General features: G+C 68.3%; 12 protein-coding genes and 1 pseudogene. 8 read left to right on the plus strand and 5 right to left on the minus strand.

What is annotated here, in order from left to right:
* The 4 genes and pseudogenes from BMG07_RS36330 to BMG07_RS36345 form a co-directional block, all read right to left on the minus strand.
* On the minus strand, positions 1-782 hold a 782-nt coding region (locus BMG07_RS36330; RefSeq protein WP_269759758.1), incomplete at its 3' end, for a RuBisCO large subunit C-terminal-like domain-containing protein.
* 2 nt (positions 783-784) lie between these two features.
* Positions 785-1,324, minus strand: a complete 540-nt coding sequence (locus tag BMG07_RS36335; RefSeq protein WP_198088560.1) for a VOC family protein — start codon at positions 1,322-1,324, stop codon at positions 785-787.
* Positions 1,325-1,361: 37 nt separating this feature from the next.
* Positions 1,362-3,256: pseudogene (locus tag BMG07_RS36340) on the minus strand (TRAP transporter large permease subunit).
* Positions 3,257-3,262: 6 nt separating this feature from the next.
* A complete protein-coding gene (locus BMG07_RS36345; RefSeq protein WP_198088561.1) occupies positions 3,263-4,282 on the minus strand; it encodes a TRAP transporter substrate-binding protein in 1,020 nt (339 codons plus the stop codon).
* Positions 4,283-4,405: 123 nt separating this feature from the next.
* Here BMG07_RS36345 and BMG07_RS36350 point away from each other — a divergent pair, with 123 nt between their 5' ends.
* On the plus strand, positions 4,406-5,461 hold the full coding sequence (locus tag BMG07_RS36350) for a LacI family DNA-binding transcriptional regulator (protein ID WP_198088562.1): 1,056 nt from the start codon (positions 4,406-4,408) through the stop codon (positions 5,459-5,461).
* A 94-nt stretch (positions 5,462-5,555) separates the two neighbouring features.
* On the opposite strand, the gene BMG07_RS36355 is transcribed toward BMG07_RS36350, so the two are convergent.
* Positions 5,556-6,314: a hypothetical protein gene (locus tag BMG07_RS36355; protein WP_198088563.1), complete on the minus strand. Its 759-nt coding sequence runs from the start codon at positions 6,312-6,314 to the stop codon at positions 5,556-5,558.
* A gap of 518 nt (positions 6,315-6,832) precedes the next feature.
* On the opposite strand from BMG07_RS36355, the gene BMG07_RS36360 reads away from it, so the two are divergent.
* The 7 genes from BMG07_RS36360 (at position 6,833) to BMG07_RS36390 (ending at position 12,601) form a co-directional block, all read left to right on the plus strand.
* Positions 6,833-7,117 (plus strand): hypothetical protein, encoded by a 285-nt coding sequence (locus BMG07_RS36360; protein ID WP_269759759.1) that lies wholly within the window; start codon positions 6,833-6,835, stop codon positions 7,115-7,117.
* A 223-nt stretch (positions 7,118-7,340) separates the two neighbouring features.
* Positions 7,341-7,550: a hypothetical protein gene (locus tag BMG07_RS36365; protein ID WP_198088565.1), complete on the plus strand. Its 210-nt coding sequence runs from the start codon at positions 7,341-7,343 to the stop codon at positions 7,548-7,550.
* The gene (locus BMG07_RS36370; protein ID WP_198088566.1) at positions 7,517-10,570 is read left to right on the plus strand and encodes a hypothetical protein; all 3,054 of its coding nucleotides are present in this window, start codon (positions 7,517-7,519) and stop codon (positions 10,568-10,570) included. The genes BMG07_RS36365 and BMG07_RS36370 overlap by 34 nt, the downstream gene beginning before the upstream one ends.
* Positions 10,567-10,857, plus strand: coding sequence for a hypothetical protein (locus BMG07_RS36375; protein ID WP_198088567.1), 291 nt, complete (start codon positions 10,567-10,569; stop codon positions 10,855-10,857). The genes BMG07_RS36370 and BMG07_RS36375 overlap by 4 nt, the downstream gene beginning before the upstream one ends.
* Positions 10,858-10,868: 11 nt before the next feature.
* Positions 10,869-11,195 carry a hypothetical protein gene (locus BMG07_RS36380; protein ID WP_198088568.1) on the plus strand — a complete coding sequence of 109 codons (327 nt, stop codon included), beginning with the start codon at positions 10,869-10,871 and terminating at the stop codon, positions 11,193-11,195.
* The gene (locus tag BMG07_RS36385) at positions 11,192-11,347 is read left to right on the plus strand and encodes a hypothetical protein (RefSeq protein WP_198088569.1); all 156 of its coding nucleotides are present in this window, start codon (positions 11,192-11,194) and stop codon (positions 11,345-11,347) included. Before BMG07_RS36380 ends, BMG07_RS36385 begins: the two co-directional genes overlap by 4 nt.
* A gap of 66 nt (positions 11,348-11,413) precedes the next feature.
* On the plus strand, positions 11,414-12,601 hold the full coding sequence (locus BMG07_RS36390) for a hypothetical protein (protein WP_269759760.1): 1,188 nt from the start codon (positions 11,414-11,416) through the stop codon (positions 12,599-12,601).
* Positions 12,602-12,645: the final 44 nt, after the last annotated feature.

Consider the following 12,645-nt stretch of genomic DNA (forward strand, 5'->3'; position numbering starts at 1 on the left):
GTGCCCGAGAGCCCGCACCAGTTCAGGCTGGCCATCACGCAGGAGCCGCCTTCGCGCTCCACGAGATCGGCATGCCGCTTCATCGCATCCGTTTCGTCGGTGATGTTGAAGGCCACCATCACGTGCTTGCCGGTGCGCTCCTGGTGGGCGCGCACGACCGCCATCACGGCGGGTACGCGCTCTGCGAGAGGCGCATGCGCGGGGTCGGCGCAGACCTCGTCGTCCTTGATGAAATCGACGCCTGCGGCGCAGAGCCGTCCGACCAGCGCGGCGGTCTCCGCCGCCGACAGGCCCACGTTCGGCTTGACGATCGTGCCGACCAGCGCGCCGCTCGCCACGCCGGTGGCGCGCCGCGTGCCCGCGATGCCGACGCACGGCATCTCGAACTGCGCGCGGTACGCGGCCGGCACCTGCAGTGATTCGAGCCGCAGGCCCGTCACCTCGCCCAGGTCGTACAGGTTGCCCGACACCGTCGCGGCGAGCGTCGACAGGTTGGCGCCGATGTTCGCCACGGGAAACGAGATGTCGACATGCGCGCGCCGCCACGGGCCGCGCGCTCCCTGGCGTTCGAGCAGCGCGTTCGGCAGGCTCGGGGCCTCGGCCGGCGCGAGCTCGGTGATCGCTTCGACCGTCGCACGCGCGCGTTCGCGCAGTGCATCGGTCTCGCCCTCCACGCGCGTGAAGGTGCCGCACGATTGCTCGCCGGCCATCACCTCGGCCACGGCCGCCGGCTCCACCGGCGTCTCGATGAGGTAGCGCGCGCGGATGCGTTCGGCCGCCATCGTCACAGCTTGCTCAGGTCGGGGAAGGGCCGCACCGGCTCGCTGCCGTCCCAGCCTTCGCTGGCGCTGCGGATCAGGTCGAACATCTTGCCCTTCGGGCCCGCCACTTCAGAAAGCTCGATCACCGTGCCCGGGTGGTATTCGGTGTCGAAGTAGATGAAGCGGCCGCGCTCGCCGACTTCGCCGCTCATCACGGGCTTGAAGCCCTGCGCGGTGAGACGCGCGAGGTCCGCGTCGTAGTCGGCCGTCCAGTAGGCGACGTGCTGCAGGCCGGTGCGCCCGGCCTGGAGGAAGTCGCGGTACATCGAGGGCACGTCGTTGCGGGTCTGGATCAGCTCGACCTGCACATAGCCCGAGTTGGCCAGCGCCACCGAGTTGTGCGGCTCGTGCGCCTCGCCGTTGTAGCGGTAGTTCTGGATGGGCACCTTCGGGTTGTAGAACCACGGGCCCACGCCCAGTTTGGTGCTCCAGTAGTCCATGGCGGCTTCGATGTCGTGCACGACATAGCCCAGTTGGCGGATCTCGCCGAGGAATCGACTCATTGCGGTTGGCTCCGGTGATGTGAGTGTGTTGTTGTGATCAGAATTTCAGGAAGCCGGTCGAGAACCACGGGAAGACGGCCACGATCACGAGGCCCACCAGCATCGCGGCGATGTAGCCCCAGATGTGCTTGACGCCTTCGTCGGGGTTGACCTTGCTCACGGCGCAGGCGCCGTAGTAGCCGACGCCGAAGGGCGGCGCGAAGAGGCCGATGCCCATCGAGAAGATCACGACCATGGCGTAGTGCACCTCGTGCACGCCCGCCGCCTTGGCGATGGGGAACAGCAGCGGCCCGAACAGCACGATGGCCGGAATGCCCTCGAGCACGCTGCCCAGCACGATGAACGCGACGATCGATACAGCCAGGAAGCCGTACGCGCCGCCCGGCAGCGCGCCCATGATGCGGGCCAGGTCCTGCGAGAAGCCCGACTGCGTGAGGCCCCAGGCCATCGCGGTGGCGCAGCCGACGATGAAGATGATCGCGCCGGAGAGCGAGGCGGTATCGATCAGCATCGGCTTGAGCCGCTTCCAGTCGAACTGCCGGTACACGAACAGGCCGATCAGCGCCGAATACACGATGCCGATGGTCGACACCTCGGTGGCCGTGGCCACGCCCTCGACCACGGCGGCGCGGATCACGAAGGGCAGCAGCACCGCGGGCAGCGCGACCAGCAGCAGCTTGCCGATCTCGCGCTTGCTGTAGCGCTGCACGCCGCTCAGGTCTTCGCGGCGGTAGCGCCACCACACGACCACGCACAGCGCCGCGCCGAGCACCACGGCCGGCAGCAGCCCGCCCGTGAACAGCGCGGCGATCGAGATCCCCGTGACCGAGCCGATGGTGATGAGCACGATCGACGGCGGAATGGTCTCGGTCTGCGCACCGGTGGCCGAGAGCAGCGCCACCAGGTCGCCGGGCTTGGCGCCGCGCTTGACCATTTCTGGAAACAGCACGGGCGCGATGGCGGCCATGTCGGCGATCTTGGAGCCCGAGATGCCCGACACCAGGTACATCGCGCCGATCAGCACGTACGAGAGGCCGCCGCGCACATGGCCGAGCAGGCTGGCCAGGAACTGGATCATGGCGCGCGCCATGCCGGTCATCTCGATCAGCGCGCCCAGGAAGATGAAGAGCGGCACCGCGAGCAGGATCAGGTGCGACATGCCTTCGTCAAGGCGCCCCACCATCACCAGCAGCGGCGTGCGCGTGGTGAGCGCCAGGTAGCCGAAGGTGGCCAACGCAAAAGAGAACGCGATCGGAACGCCCGAGAGCACCGTGGCCGCCACCACCACCACGAAGAAGATCACCAGGTTGAACTTGCCGAGCGTCGCGAACAGCGGGGCCGCGAGCCAGAAGGCGGCCACCAGCGCGGCCATGCCGAGCACCGCCACCGCAATCTGCCGCCCGGTGCACACGCGCACGAGCCGCAGCAGCGCCATGGCCAGCATGATGCCGATGCCGGCCGGAAGGGCCGCGGCGCGCCAGGCGTTGCTGATTTCCAATGCGGGCGTGACGATGAACGACTCCTCGTGCGCATAGTCGATCGAAGGCCAGACGATCAGCACCAGGAACGCGATCGACGCCGCGATGGCAAAGGCGTCGAGCATGGCGCGCGTCGAAGGCCGCACCTTCTGCAGCAGCGCGGTCATGCGCATGTGCTCGCCGCGCCGCAGCGCCACCACCGCGCCGAGCATCGACAGCCAGAGGAACAGGATGGACGCGAGTTCGTCCGACCACACCAGCGCGCGTGGAACACATAGCGCGACACCACGCCCGCGAACAGCACGCAGATCTCGGCCAGCACCAGCAGCGCGGCCACGGCCTCGACCAGGCCGCCCAGCACGCGGTCGGCGCGCCCGGCCGCGCCGCTCAGCGCGTTGGCGGACGGCCCGGCGCCCATGAAAGGCGCGGCCTCGAAAGTGGATTCATGCACCATGGACGCTCAGGCCAGCTTGCCGACAGCGCCTTCGAGCAGCGCCCACGCTTCGGGGCCGAAGCGGCCCTTCCACTCGCCATAGAAGCCCGACTCGCGCAGCTTGGCGCGGAAGCTGTCGGCGGCGGGGCGGTTGATGGTGAGGCCCTTGGCCTGCAGGTCGCCGACGACCGATTCGTTGAGCTTCCTGATGTCTTCGCGTTGCTGCATGCCGGCGTCGTTGATGGCGCGCGCGACGATGGTCTTGAGATCGTCGGGCAGGGCGTCCCAGGCGCGGCCGTTGGCAATGAACCAGTAGCCGTCCCAGATGTGGTTGGTGAGCGAGCAGTACTTCTGCACCTCGAACAGCTTGGCCACCTGGATGATGGGCAGCGGGTTCTCCTGTGCGTCGACGATCTTGGTCTGCAGCGCGGAATACACCTCGCTGAATTGCAGGCTCGCGGGCGCGGCACCCAGGCCCTTGAACATCGAGATCGACAGCGGGCTCACGGGCACGCGGATCTTCAGGCCGTCCATGTCCTTGGCGCTGGCGACCGCGGCCTTGCTGCTGGTGGTCTGGCGAAAGCCGTTGTCCCACATCTTCTCGAAGGCGTAGAGGCGCGACTTGGCGATGGCGCCGCGCACGTGCGCGCCGAGCTTGCCGTCCATCGCGGCCCAGACCTGGGCGTAGTCGTTGAACGCGAAGCCCACCGCGTTGATGGCCGCCACCGGCACCAACGTGGCAATCACCAGCGCCGAAGGCGTGAAGAACTCGATGCCGCCCGAGCGCACCTGCGCCAGCATGTCGGTGTCGCCGCCGAGCTGGTTGTTGGGGAAGATCTTGATCTCGACCCGGCCCTTGCTCTCCTTGGCGATGCGGTCGGCCGCCTCCTGCGCGCGCACGTTCAGCGGGTGGCTCAGCGGCAGGTTGTTGCCGTACTTGTAGGAAAACTCCGCGGCGCGCGCGATGCGCGGCACGGCCGAGACGATGCCGGCGGCGGGGAGGGCGGAAAGCGTGCGCAGCGCACTGCGGCGGGTCAGCGAGTTCATGTTTTGTCTCCAGGATCTTCGGAATGCGGTTGATGCAATCTGATGCATCGATGGATTCGGGCCACAGCGAAGATAAAAGGATGCATCATCCGGGTCAAACTCGACCATGATGGTTTTTGATGTATGCGGGATAACCCTTCACCCCCTTCCGATGCCCGGCGCGCGCGCGTGGTGGACATCGCGCGTGCAGCGCAGGTGTCCACCGCCACCGTCGACCGCGTGCTCAACCGCCGGCCCGGCGTGCGCGATGCCACGGTGCAGCGCGTGCTCAAAGCCGCGGGCGAGCTCGACTACCTGCCGGGGCCCGAACTCTATGCGGCGCTGACGCCACCGCCGCTGCGGCTCGTGTTCGTGTTGCCTGCGGGCACCAACCGCTTCATCCGCATGCTGGGCGACATGGTCGGTTACTCGCAGGAGCACTGGGCGCCGTTCAACGTGCAGTGCCGCACGGTGTTCATCGAGAGCTTCAATCCGCACGAGCTGGCGGACGCCTTGCGCAAGCACGGCCAGCGTTGCGACGGCATCGCGATGATGGCGCTGGAACACCCGGCGGTGCGCGAGGCGGTGGCCGCGCTGGCGGCGCGCGGGTTGCCGGTGGTCACACTGATTTCGGACCTGTCGAACTCCGAGCGCGCCGCGTTCGTGGGGCTCGACAACCGCGCTGCCGGCCGCACGGCCGGCTATCTCATCGGCCGCTTCATCGGCGCGCGCGCCGCGAAGGTCGCGCTCATCGCGGGCAGCCTGAGCTACAAGGCGCACGAGGAGCGCGAGGCCGGGTTCCTGCACGTCATCGACGAGATGTTTCCGAAGCTCGAGGTCGTGGGCCTGCGCGAGGGCCATGACGACGCGGGCAAGAACTACCGCCAGACCCGCGCGCTGCTGGAGCAATACCCCGACATGGGCGGCATCTACAACATCGGTGGTGCGTCGGACGGTGTGGCACGGGCACTGAAGGAGGCGGCCCGCGAACAGAAGGTAGTGTTCATCGGGCACGGTCTTACACCCGACACGCGCGCCCTTCTCATCGACGGCAGCATGGACGCGGTGATCACGCAGAGTCCTCACACCACGCTGATGAACTGCGTGCGCATCTTCACCAACCTGCGCGACAAGCGCGAGGCAATGAGCGGCGTGGAGGCCACGCGCAGCCAGGTGATCTTTCGAGAGAATCTGCCGTAAACACTGCGCCTCGCTACAACCGAGCCGCTTCATTCGGTCGCTGAGGCAACCATCCGGCCACGCCGCAGGGCAACCAGGAGCCGGAAAATCCAACTTAAAAATGGTCAGAAAACCGGGTCAGGGTCACATGATCGAGGGCATGACGGGAGCGCTCCAGCGGAGTGATGCAACAACGCCGGTCCTGCGCAAACCCATCTCCCGGGCCATGCAGGCCGCTACAGCGGAAGACAGCGCAGTTGCACGTGCGGCGACTGCAGCTTGTCGGCGTACCAGCGTCGCGCGCCGGCGAGACCAGCGCACCGAGCCCGTCCATCAGCGCCACGCTGTCGCCCGCCTTCACGTCCCGGTAGCACTGGCCCAGGTTGCGCAGGCTGGCGCGCAAGGCCGCGGCCTGCGGCGGGCTGCTCTTCTCGAGGGCCTGTGCGTTGCCCTCGAGCCATTTCTCGTAGGCCGCGAGCGTCTGATCCGGCAGCTTGGCAGTCTCTTCCTTGGGGATCATCGTGGCGTAGAGCTTTTGCAGGCTGTCCGCGCCGCTTTGTCCCATGCGCAGGCTGACGTCGTACTGTGTCTCGAAGGCCCCCTGCCGGTAGATCACCTGCCTGACTTTGTAGTCGAGCTGCCCGTTCTCGCCCCCGAGCACCTGGATCAGGTCGCGTGCCCGCGCGCTGTCGGGGTCCTGCGCGAGATTGGCCTGCAGCGCCTTGGCGATGTCCGCGTCAGTGGGGAAGGCGATGCCGTGCACACCGCGATCACAGGCGGACAGGCCCCAGGCGGCGACGCTCGCGAGCGCCGCGACGCGAAGAGCGCGGCATGCGGTGTCGGACAGAGGGCGAAAAAGAGGCGTCGATGGCATGGCGCGTTTCAATGCAAATGAGGATGGCCACGAGTTTGCGTGCGTGCACTTCGAATGCTGTGGGATCTGTCCGACGCGGAATTACACATACCTTACTTACTTGTGAAGAGATGTTGTCTTCCTCGCGCAACGACTGCCAACTTTAGGTCTCGTTCCGCGCGGCGACCCGGCAATGCCGGCAGAACGCGCCGTCGTTCCCCCGCCAAAAGCCCGTCGTCCTTGGGGACCCGGCCTGAGCTTCACCCTCGAAGACTGGCCCCAGCGGTTCAAAGAGGTGACTGTTTTCCTGAGAAAAAGGTAAACATCATGCGCACATTCGCGGTGTACCGCTTGGGCAACATGAACTTACAAAAGAGACGGTAGGGGGCGCGTTCGCTGGGTAGATTGCGGCCGTGGTCCATGGCGGACCGCGCGTCACATATCCACCTCAAGGAGTCACTTTCATGAAAAGATTTGCTGCAGCCGGTATCGTTGCCCTCGCCTTTGTTTCTGCTTCCGCGTTCGCCCAGAGCGGCAACGTGAGCATCCCTGGCGTGATGAAGGCCTCGGGCACCGTCGGCTCCGAAGTCACCAACAGCAAGATCACCGTGAGCGGCAATTCCGCGAAGAACGTGATCGCTGGCGGCGGCTCGGCGGGCTTCAAGATCGCCAGCGTCGAAATGAGCGGCATGGCCAACGTGAACAGCGTGAACATCACGGGTTCCAAGGTGAAGAACAGCGAGATCACCATCTCCGGCAACTCGGCCGAAGACATCAAGGCGATCGGCGGCACCGCCAACGTGAACAGCGTCAACATCAACTGACGCGACGCCGGCATCCAGCGCGTCCATCCGCACGGCAACGCCACGCTGCGCCGATGCGGGCGACGCGCACACCCTGCCGCTTTCCTTTCTTTCGCCAGACATTCATCGAGATCGCGCGGGCCTCGGGGCTTCATCGGCCCCACCGCCTGAAGCCGGCGGCCCACCGCGCCGGCAAGCGAAACGGGCCGCCGCCAGCGGCCCTCGAACGACCAGGGAGAACAACATGCACAACGTGCCAATGGCCGCCAGGGCCCGAAAGAAAACCGCTGTCGCGATGGCGCTGCTCGGCCTCACGGCCGCCGGCATGGCGCCGTGGGCACAGGCCCAGGAGGGCGTGCTCCACGGCCTGGGCTGGGCCACCAGCGTCCCGGCAGCGAGCTCGATGCGGGCAGCCGCGCGATGGTCACCGGCAACCGCGCGCCCGCCCGGGTGAGCGCCAGCGGTGGCAAGGGCGGCGCGGGCCTGGGCCTCGCGGGCTCGCTGGAGCTGGTCTCCACGGCACAGGCCAACACCGTCGGGCTCGACGCCCTCCAGATTCGCGGCTCGCAGGTCCATGTGCTGCAGAACCAGGTGCAAGGTTTCGTCAACGCCGTCGGCGGCGCCGCCACGGCCAACACCGTGCTGGTCTCGGGCGGCGCGGCGCGCAGGCCGCTCACCGACAGCCGCATCGTCGTGAGCGGCAACACCGCCGGCAATGTGGAGGCCATTGGCGGCAAGGGCGCGCTCGCGATGGGCGCGATCGGCTCGCTGCAACTGCCCGGCCGCGCCACGGCCAACGGCGTGTTGGTCAATGAATCCGACCTGCGCCGCACGCAGATTGCGGGCACCGGCAACACCGCGCACGACGTGCAGTCGGTCGGCGGCGCGGCGTTGGCCAATGCCACGACGCTCGCGCGTTCGAACGCCGAGGACCTGAACGTCACGCAAAGCGGCAACACCGCGCGCAACGTGCGCGCCGGCGGCGGCACAGGCGGCGTGGGCGGCGGCTTCGTGGCACAGGCCGACCTCACGGGCGTGGCCACGGCCAACACTTTCACGGCGGCGGGCAGCCAGGTGAGGGGCGCGCGCATCACGCAGCAGGGCAACGACGCCAACGGCCTGTGGGCGATGGGCGGCAGCGCGCTGGCCAACACGGTGAACCTGGCCGACTACCAGGGCAGCGATCTGCGCCAGTACCAGGCGGTCCAGACCGGCAACAAGGCCAGCGCCGTCGAGGCCAGCGGCGGCAGCGGGTCGCTGCTGAAGGGTGCGCTGGCCGACGTGCAGATGTCGGCCTCGGCGCTGGCCAATGCCATCTCGGTGCAGCGCGGCAGCATCGAGGGTGCGACGCAGCATGTGCTCAGCGGCAATACGGCCGACACGGTGCAGGCCGTGGGCGGCGCGGCGGCGGCCAACAGCATCTGGCTGCAGGACTCGACCACGCGCCAGAGCCACCTCACGGTGACGGGCAACACGGCATCGCACATCGACACGGCCGGGGGCCGCGCCACCATCGGCGGCGGCGCGGTGGGTGCGTTCGAGCGCAACGGCCGCGCGCTGGCCAACAGCGTGGCGCTGGACCATCAGTCGTCGCTGCAGAACGCGCCGGTCACCGTCTCGGGCAATACCTCGCGCAACGTGCAGGGCTCGGGCGGGCTGGCTTCCGCGGGCAGCCTGTTGATGAGCAACGCCCAGGTGCAGAACACGACGGTGCGCATCGCGGGCAACAACGCCGACGGCGTGCGCGCTAGCGGCTTCTCCAACAGCGTGGGCGGCGGGTTGCTGTACGCGTCGAAGCAGGACGCGATTGCGCTGGCCAACAGCCTGGGCGTGTTCGACTCGCGCGTGGATGCGAGCGCGGTCTCGATCTCGGGCAACCGCGCGAGCCAGTTGTCGGCGCAGGGCGGCATGCTCAACGCCAACAGCGTCAGCATCGAGAAGGGCGACGGCAGCGGCTCGACGCTGTCGGCCGCGGTCACGCTGTCCGGCAACACGGCCAACCAGGTGTCGACCGGTGCGAGCCGCTCGACGGGCCCGGGCGGCGTCTACAGCGAAGAGAGCGTCGCACGCGCCGCGACCAACGCGGTGGTGCTGAAGGACGGCGTGCAGGTCGACAGCGCGTCGCCGCTCACCGTCACCGGCAACACGGCGACCCAGGTGGGGGCGGTCGGCGGCACGGCGCTGGTCAATGCGCTGGCGGCCTATCGGGGCGCGCGCATCGCGGGCAGTCCCATCACGCTGTCCGGCAACCGCGCGAGCGACATCACCACGGGCGGTGCCTACAACCAGGCGGTGGGCCTGGGCAGCGCGAAGAACGGCATCCTGGTGAGCAACGGTGTCTACCTCGACGGCGGCGACCAGGGCGGCGTGCGCCTGTCGGCCGCGCCGGTGACGATCTCCGGCAACAGCGCGCAATCGCTGCGCGCGGACGGCGGGCGCATCAACGCCAATGCACTGGCCATCAACGGCAACGGCAGCGTCGACGGCACGGCGATGCAGATCACCGGCAACCGCGCCACCGACGTGCGCAGCGAAGGCTCCGAGGACACGGCGTTCGGCCATGCATGGAAGAACCGCGGCGTCGGCATCGCCAGCGCCAACGCGGTCCAGGTGCTGGGCGCGCTGCGCGCCAGCAGCCTGCAACTGGCGGGCAACACCGCTTCGGGCGTGTCGGCCGAGAAGGGCGTGGCCATGGCCAACAGCGTGACGGTGGACGACGGCGCCTCGACCGACGGCAGCCAGACGCTCATCAGCGGCAACCAGGCCGACCAGGTGAGCACGCGCGACAAGAAGACCGCGCTGGCCAACAGCCTCTACAACGAGGGCCGCATCGCCGCCTCGAACGTGAACATCACCGGCAACCAGGGCGGCGCGCAGGCGAGCTCGGACGACGCGGCGGCCAACAGCGTGCGCAACCGCGCCGGCGCGGGCCTCTCGGGCAGTTCCGTCGCCATCGTGGGCAACCGGGGGCAGGCATCGCAAAAGGGCACGGTCAACAGCCTGGACAACCAGGGCCAGATCGCCGCCAGCCAGATCACGGTGCTGGGCAACAACGGCAACGCGCAGGGCGGCGGCACGGTGAACAGCGTGCTCAACCGCAGCGCGATCGCGGGCAGCCAGATCCAGATCCTGGGCAACCACGGCAGCACGCGCGGCGGAGGCACCGTCAACTCGGTGGACAACGAGGGCCGCATCGGCGGCACGCAGATCGCCATCGTCGGCAACACCGGCTCGGCCACCGGCGGGGGCGTGGTCAACAGCGTGCGCAACGGCCGGCGCGGTTCCATCGCGGGCTCGAACATCGCCATCCTCGGCAACCACGGCACGGCCTCGGGCGGCGGCTTGGTCAACAGCGTGGACAACCAGGGCGTGCTGTCCGGTCGCATCGCGATCATGGGCAACCGGGGCACCGCCACGCAGGGCGGCACCGTCAACTCGGTGGTCAACAAGGGCGTGCTGACGGGCGCGTGGTGATCGCCGGCAACGACGGCCGCACCGTGATGGGCGGCACCGCCAACTCGGTCATCAACCGGGGCGTGATCTCGGGCACGGTGACCATCGCCGGCAACCGCTCCGTCGCGGGCATGGGCGCCACCACCGGTTCCGTGCGCACCGCCGGCGGCGTGCTGGCAGGCGCGGCCGGCGTCACGGGCAACACGCCGTGGGCCGCCAGCGCGGGCTACACGGTCACGGCGCCTTCGGTGGGCGTGGTCAACCGCAGTGTCACGGTGGGCCCGGCCGTGACCGTGCTCAACATGTAGGAGAGACAACCATGACGAAGCAGATGCCTCGGATTCCTTCTTGCACGACGACCCGCCGGCCGCCTCGCGCTGCCGGCGTTGCGGCTGCCTTGTCGCTGTCGCTGTTGCTGGCCTTCGCGGGCACGGCCTCGGCGCAGCTCGTCAACTACGGCGAGGCCATGGGCGCCTACAAGGACAACCGCGACTCGGGCGTGCGCGTGATCGATCAGACCACGCCGGGCGTGACGGCCAAGGCGCGCGTGCGCGTGCGCTGGAGCAGAACAAGGTGGTCGACCAGGCTGCGCTGGTACAGCCCGACGGCACGCTCAAGCTGCCGGCGAACCAGACCAACCTGGTGATCCGCACCAACTACAACAACGTGCAGCAGGGCGCCGACGGCCAGTTGCGCATCGCGAGCCCGACCATCCAGGGCAACGTGAGCGGCAACGTGACGCTGTTCGTCGACGGCAAGGGGGTCGAGAACATCACGGTCCTGAACAACGGCCGGTGACACGCGCCGCGCCGCGCCGCGCGCGGCGAACGGACATGCACAAGAACAACCTTTCCAGCCAGATCCATGACCTTGCACATTTCTTCACGCTTGCGCCTGGGCATCGTGGCGCTCGCCGCCGCCCTGTTGGCAGGCTGCGCCACCACTGAGAACGCACTGGGCGACGCCGACAGGCTGCTGGCCGAACGGGAGGCGGCCAAATCCCTGCCGAGCGCCAACCTCAGCTCCTACGCCACTTCGCTGTCGCGCTTCGGGCACATGCTCGACGTCTACAAGGATGGCGACCCGGTTGTCTACATGCAGACGCGCAACATCCTGGACGCCACCAACCTGTCGAACCCGCTGGTGGGCGCCGAGATCCCGGGCGACATCACCGAGATGGTCCGCACCGCAGTCAACCGCATCGGCGCGCGCGTGGTGTATGTGCCCTATCACCCCGACTACCTGATCTCGCAGGCGCAGCTGGGCGCGAAGTTCGGCGTCACGATGCCCGACTTCCTGATCACCGGCGCGCTGACCGAGTTCGACCGCGCGCTCTCGGGGGCCGGCCGCTCCAACTCGGCCTCGGTGGAATTCGGCAAGGGCAAAGGCGAGACCGCGCTGGGCGCCGACGTGAAGCGCACCGCGATCCTCTCTGCGCTGGCGCTGGACCTCAACCTGGTGAGCTTCAGCACACAGCAGATGGTGCCGCGCGTGCAGGCGTCGAACGTGATCAAGGTGCTGAACTTCAGCGCCGAGGACAATGCCAGCCTGGGCTTCTACGGCGACTCGTTCGGCTTCAAGCTCGAAGGCAAGTACCTGCAGGGCCGCCACTCGGCGATCCGCACGCTGGTCGACCTGAGCGTGCTCGAACTGATGGGCAAGGCGACCAACACGCCGTACTGGCGCTGCATTCCCAACGGCACGCCCGACCCGGTTGTGATCGAGAACATGAAGGCGTCCTACCAGGGGCTGTCGCCCCAGCTCAAGATCGGCCTGGTGCAGGTCATGCTGCGCAAGTACGGCGAGAACGTGACCATCAACCAGCAGTTGGACGAGCCCACGCGGCAGGCCCTGCGCAATGTCTACGCCAAGCGCTTCCCGCAAGCCGGCGACACGGTCGACGTGCTCACCTGGGAAGGCTTCGAGCCCCTGTTCTTCGGCGTGCCGATGCCGTGGGACGTGGCGGTCACGTCCGCGCAGGCGCCCGCCGCCGGGGCACCGGCACCGGCGGCACCAGCCACCCCGGCCGCAGCCGCGAAGGCAGGCACCTGATGCCCAGGTGCGCGACATCGGCCCGCTCCGCCTGGACCGCCGCG

This window comes from Variovorax sp. E3 (genome assembly GCF_016082275.1).
Taxonomy (GTDB): Bacteria; Pseudomonadota; Gammaproteobacteria; order Burkholderiales; family Burkholderiaceae_C; genus Variovorax.

What these genes read in the sequence shown, in the direction of transcription:
- BMG07_RS36380 (WP_198088568.1), top strand. Translation starts at nt 10,869, where the DNA reads ATGACGAAGCAGATGCCTCGGATTCCTTCTTGCACGACGACCCGCCGG.
- BMG07_RS36350 (WP_198088562.1), top strand. Translation starts at nt 4,406, where the DNA reads ATGCGGGATAACCCTTCACCCCCTTCCGATGCCCGGCGCGCGCGCGTG.
- BMG07_RS36335 (WP_198088560.1), bottom strand. Translation starts at nt 1,324, where the DNA reads ATGAGTCGATTCCTCGGCGAGATCCGCCAACTGGGCTATGTCGTGCAC.
- BMG07_RS36365 (WP_198088565.1), top strand. Translation starts at nt 7,341, where the DNA reads ATGCACAACGTGCCAATGGCCGCCAGGGCCCGAAAGAAAACCGCTGTC.
- BMG07_RS36355 (WP_198088563.1), bottom strand. Translation starts at nt 6,314, where the DNA reads ATGCCATCGACGCCTCTTTTTCGCCCTCTGTCCGACACCGCATGCCGC.
- BMG07_RS36390 (WP_269759760.1), top strand. Translation starts at nt 11,414, where the DNA reads ATGACCTTGCACATTTCTTCACGCTTGCGCCTGGGCATCGTGGCGCTC.
- BMG07_RS36345 (WP_198088561.1), bottom strand. Translation starts at nt 4,282, where the DNA reads ATGAACTCGCTGACCCGCCGCAGTGCGCTGCGCACGCTTTCCGCCCTC.
- BMG07_RS36370 (WP_198088566.1), top strand. Translation starts at nt 7,517, where the DNA reads ATGGTCACCGGCAACCGCGCGCCCGCCCGGGTGAGCGCCAGCGGTGGC.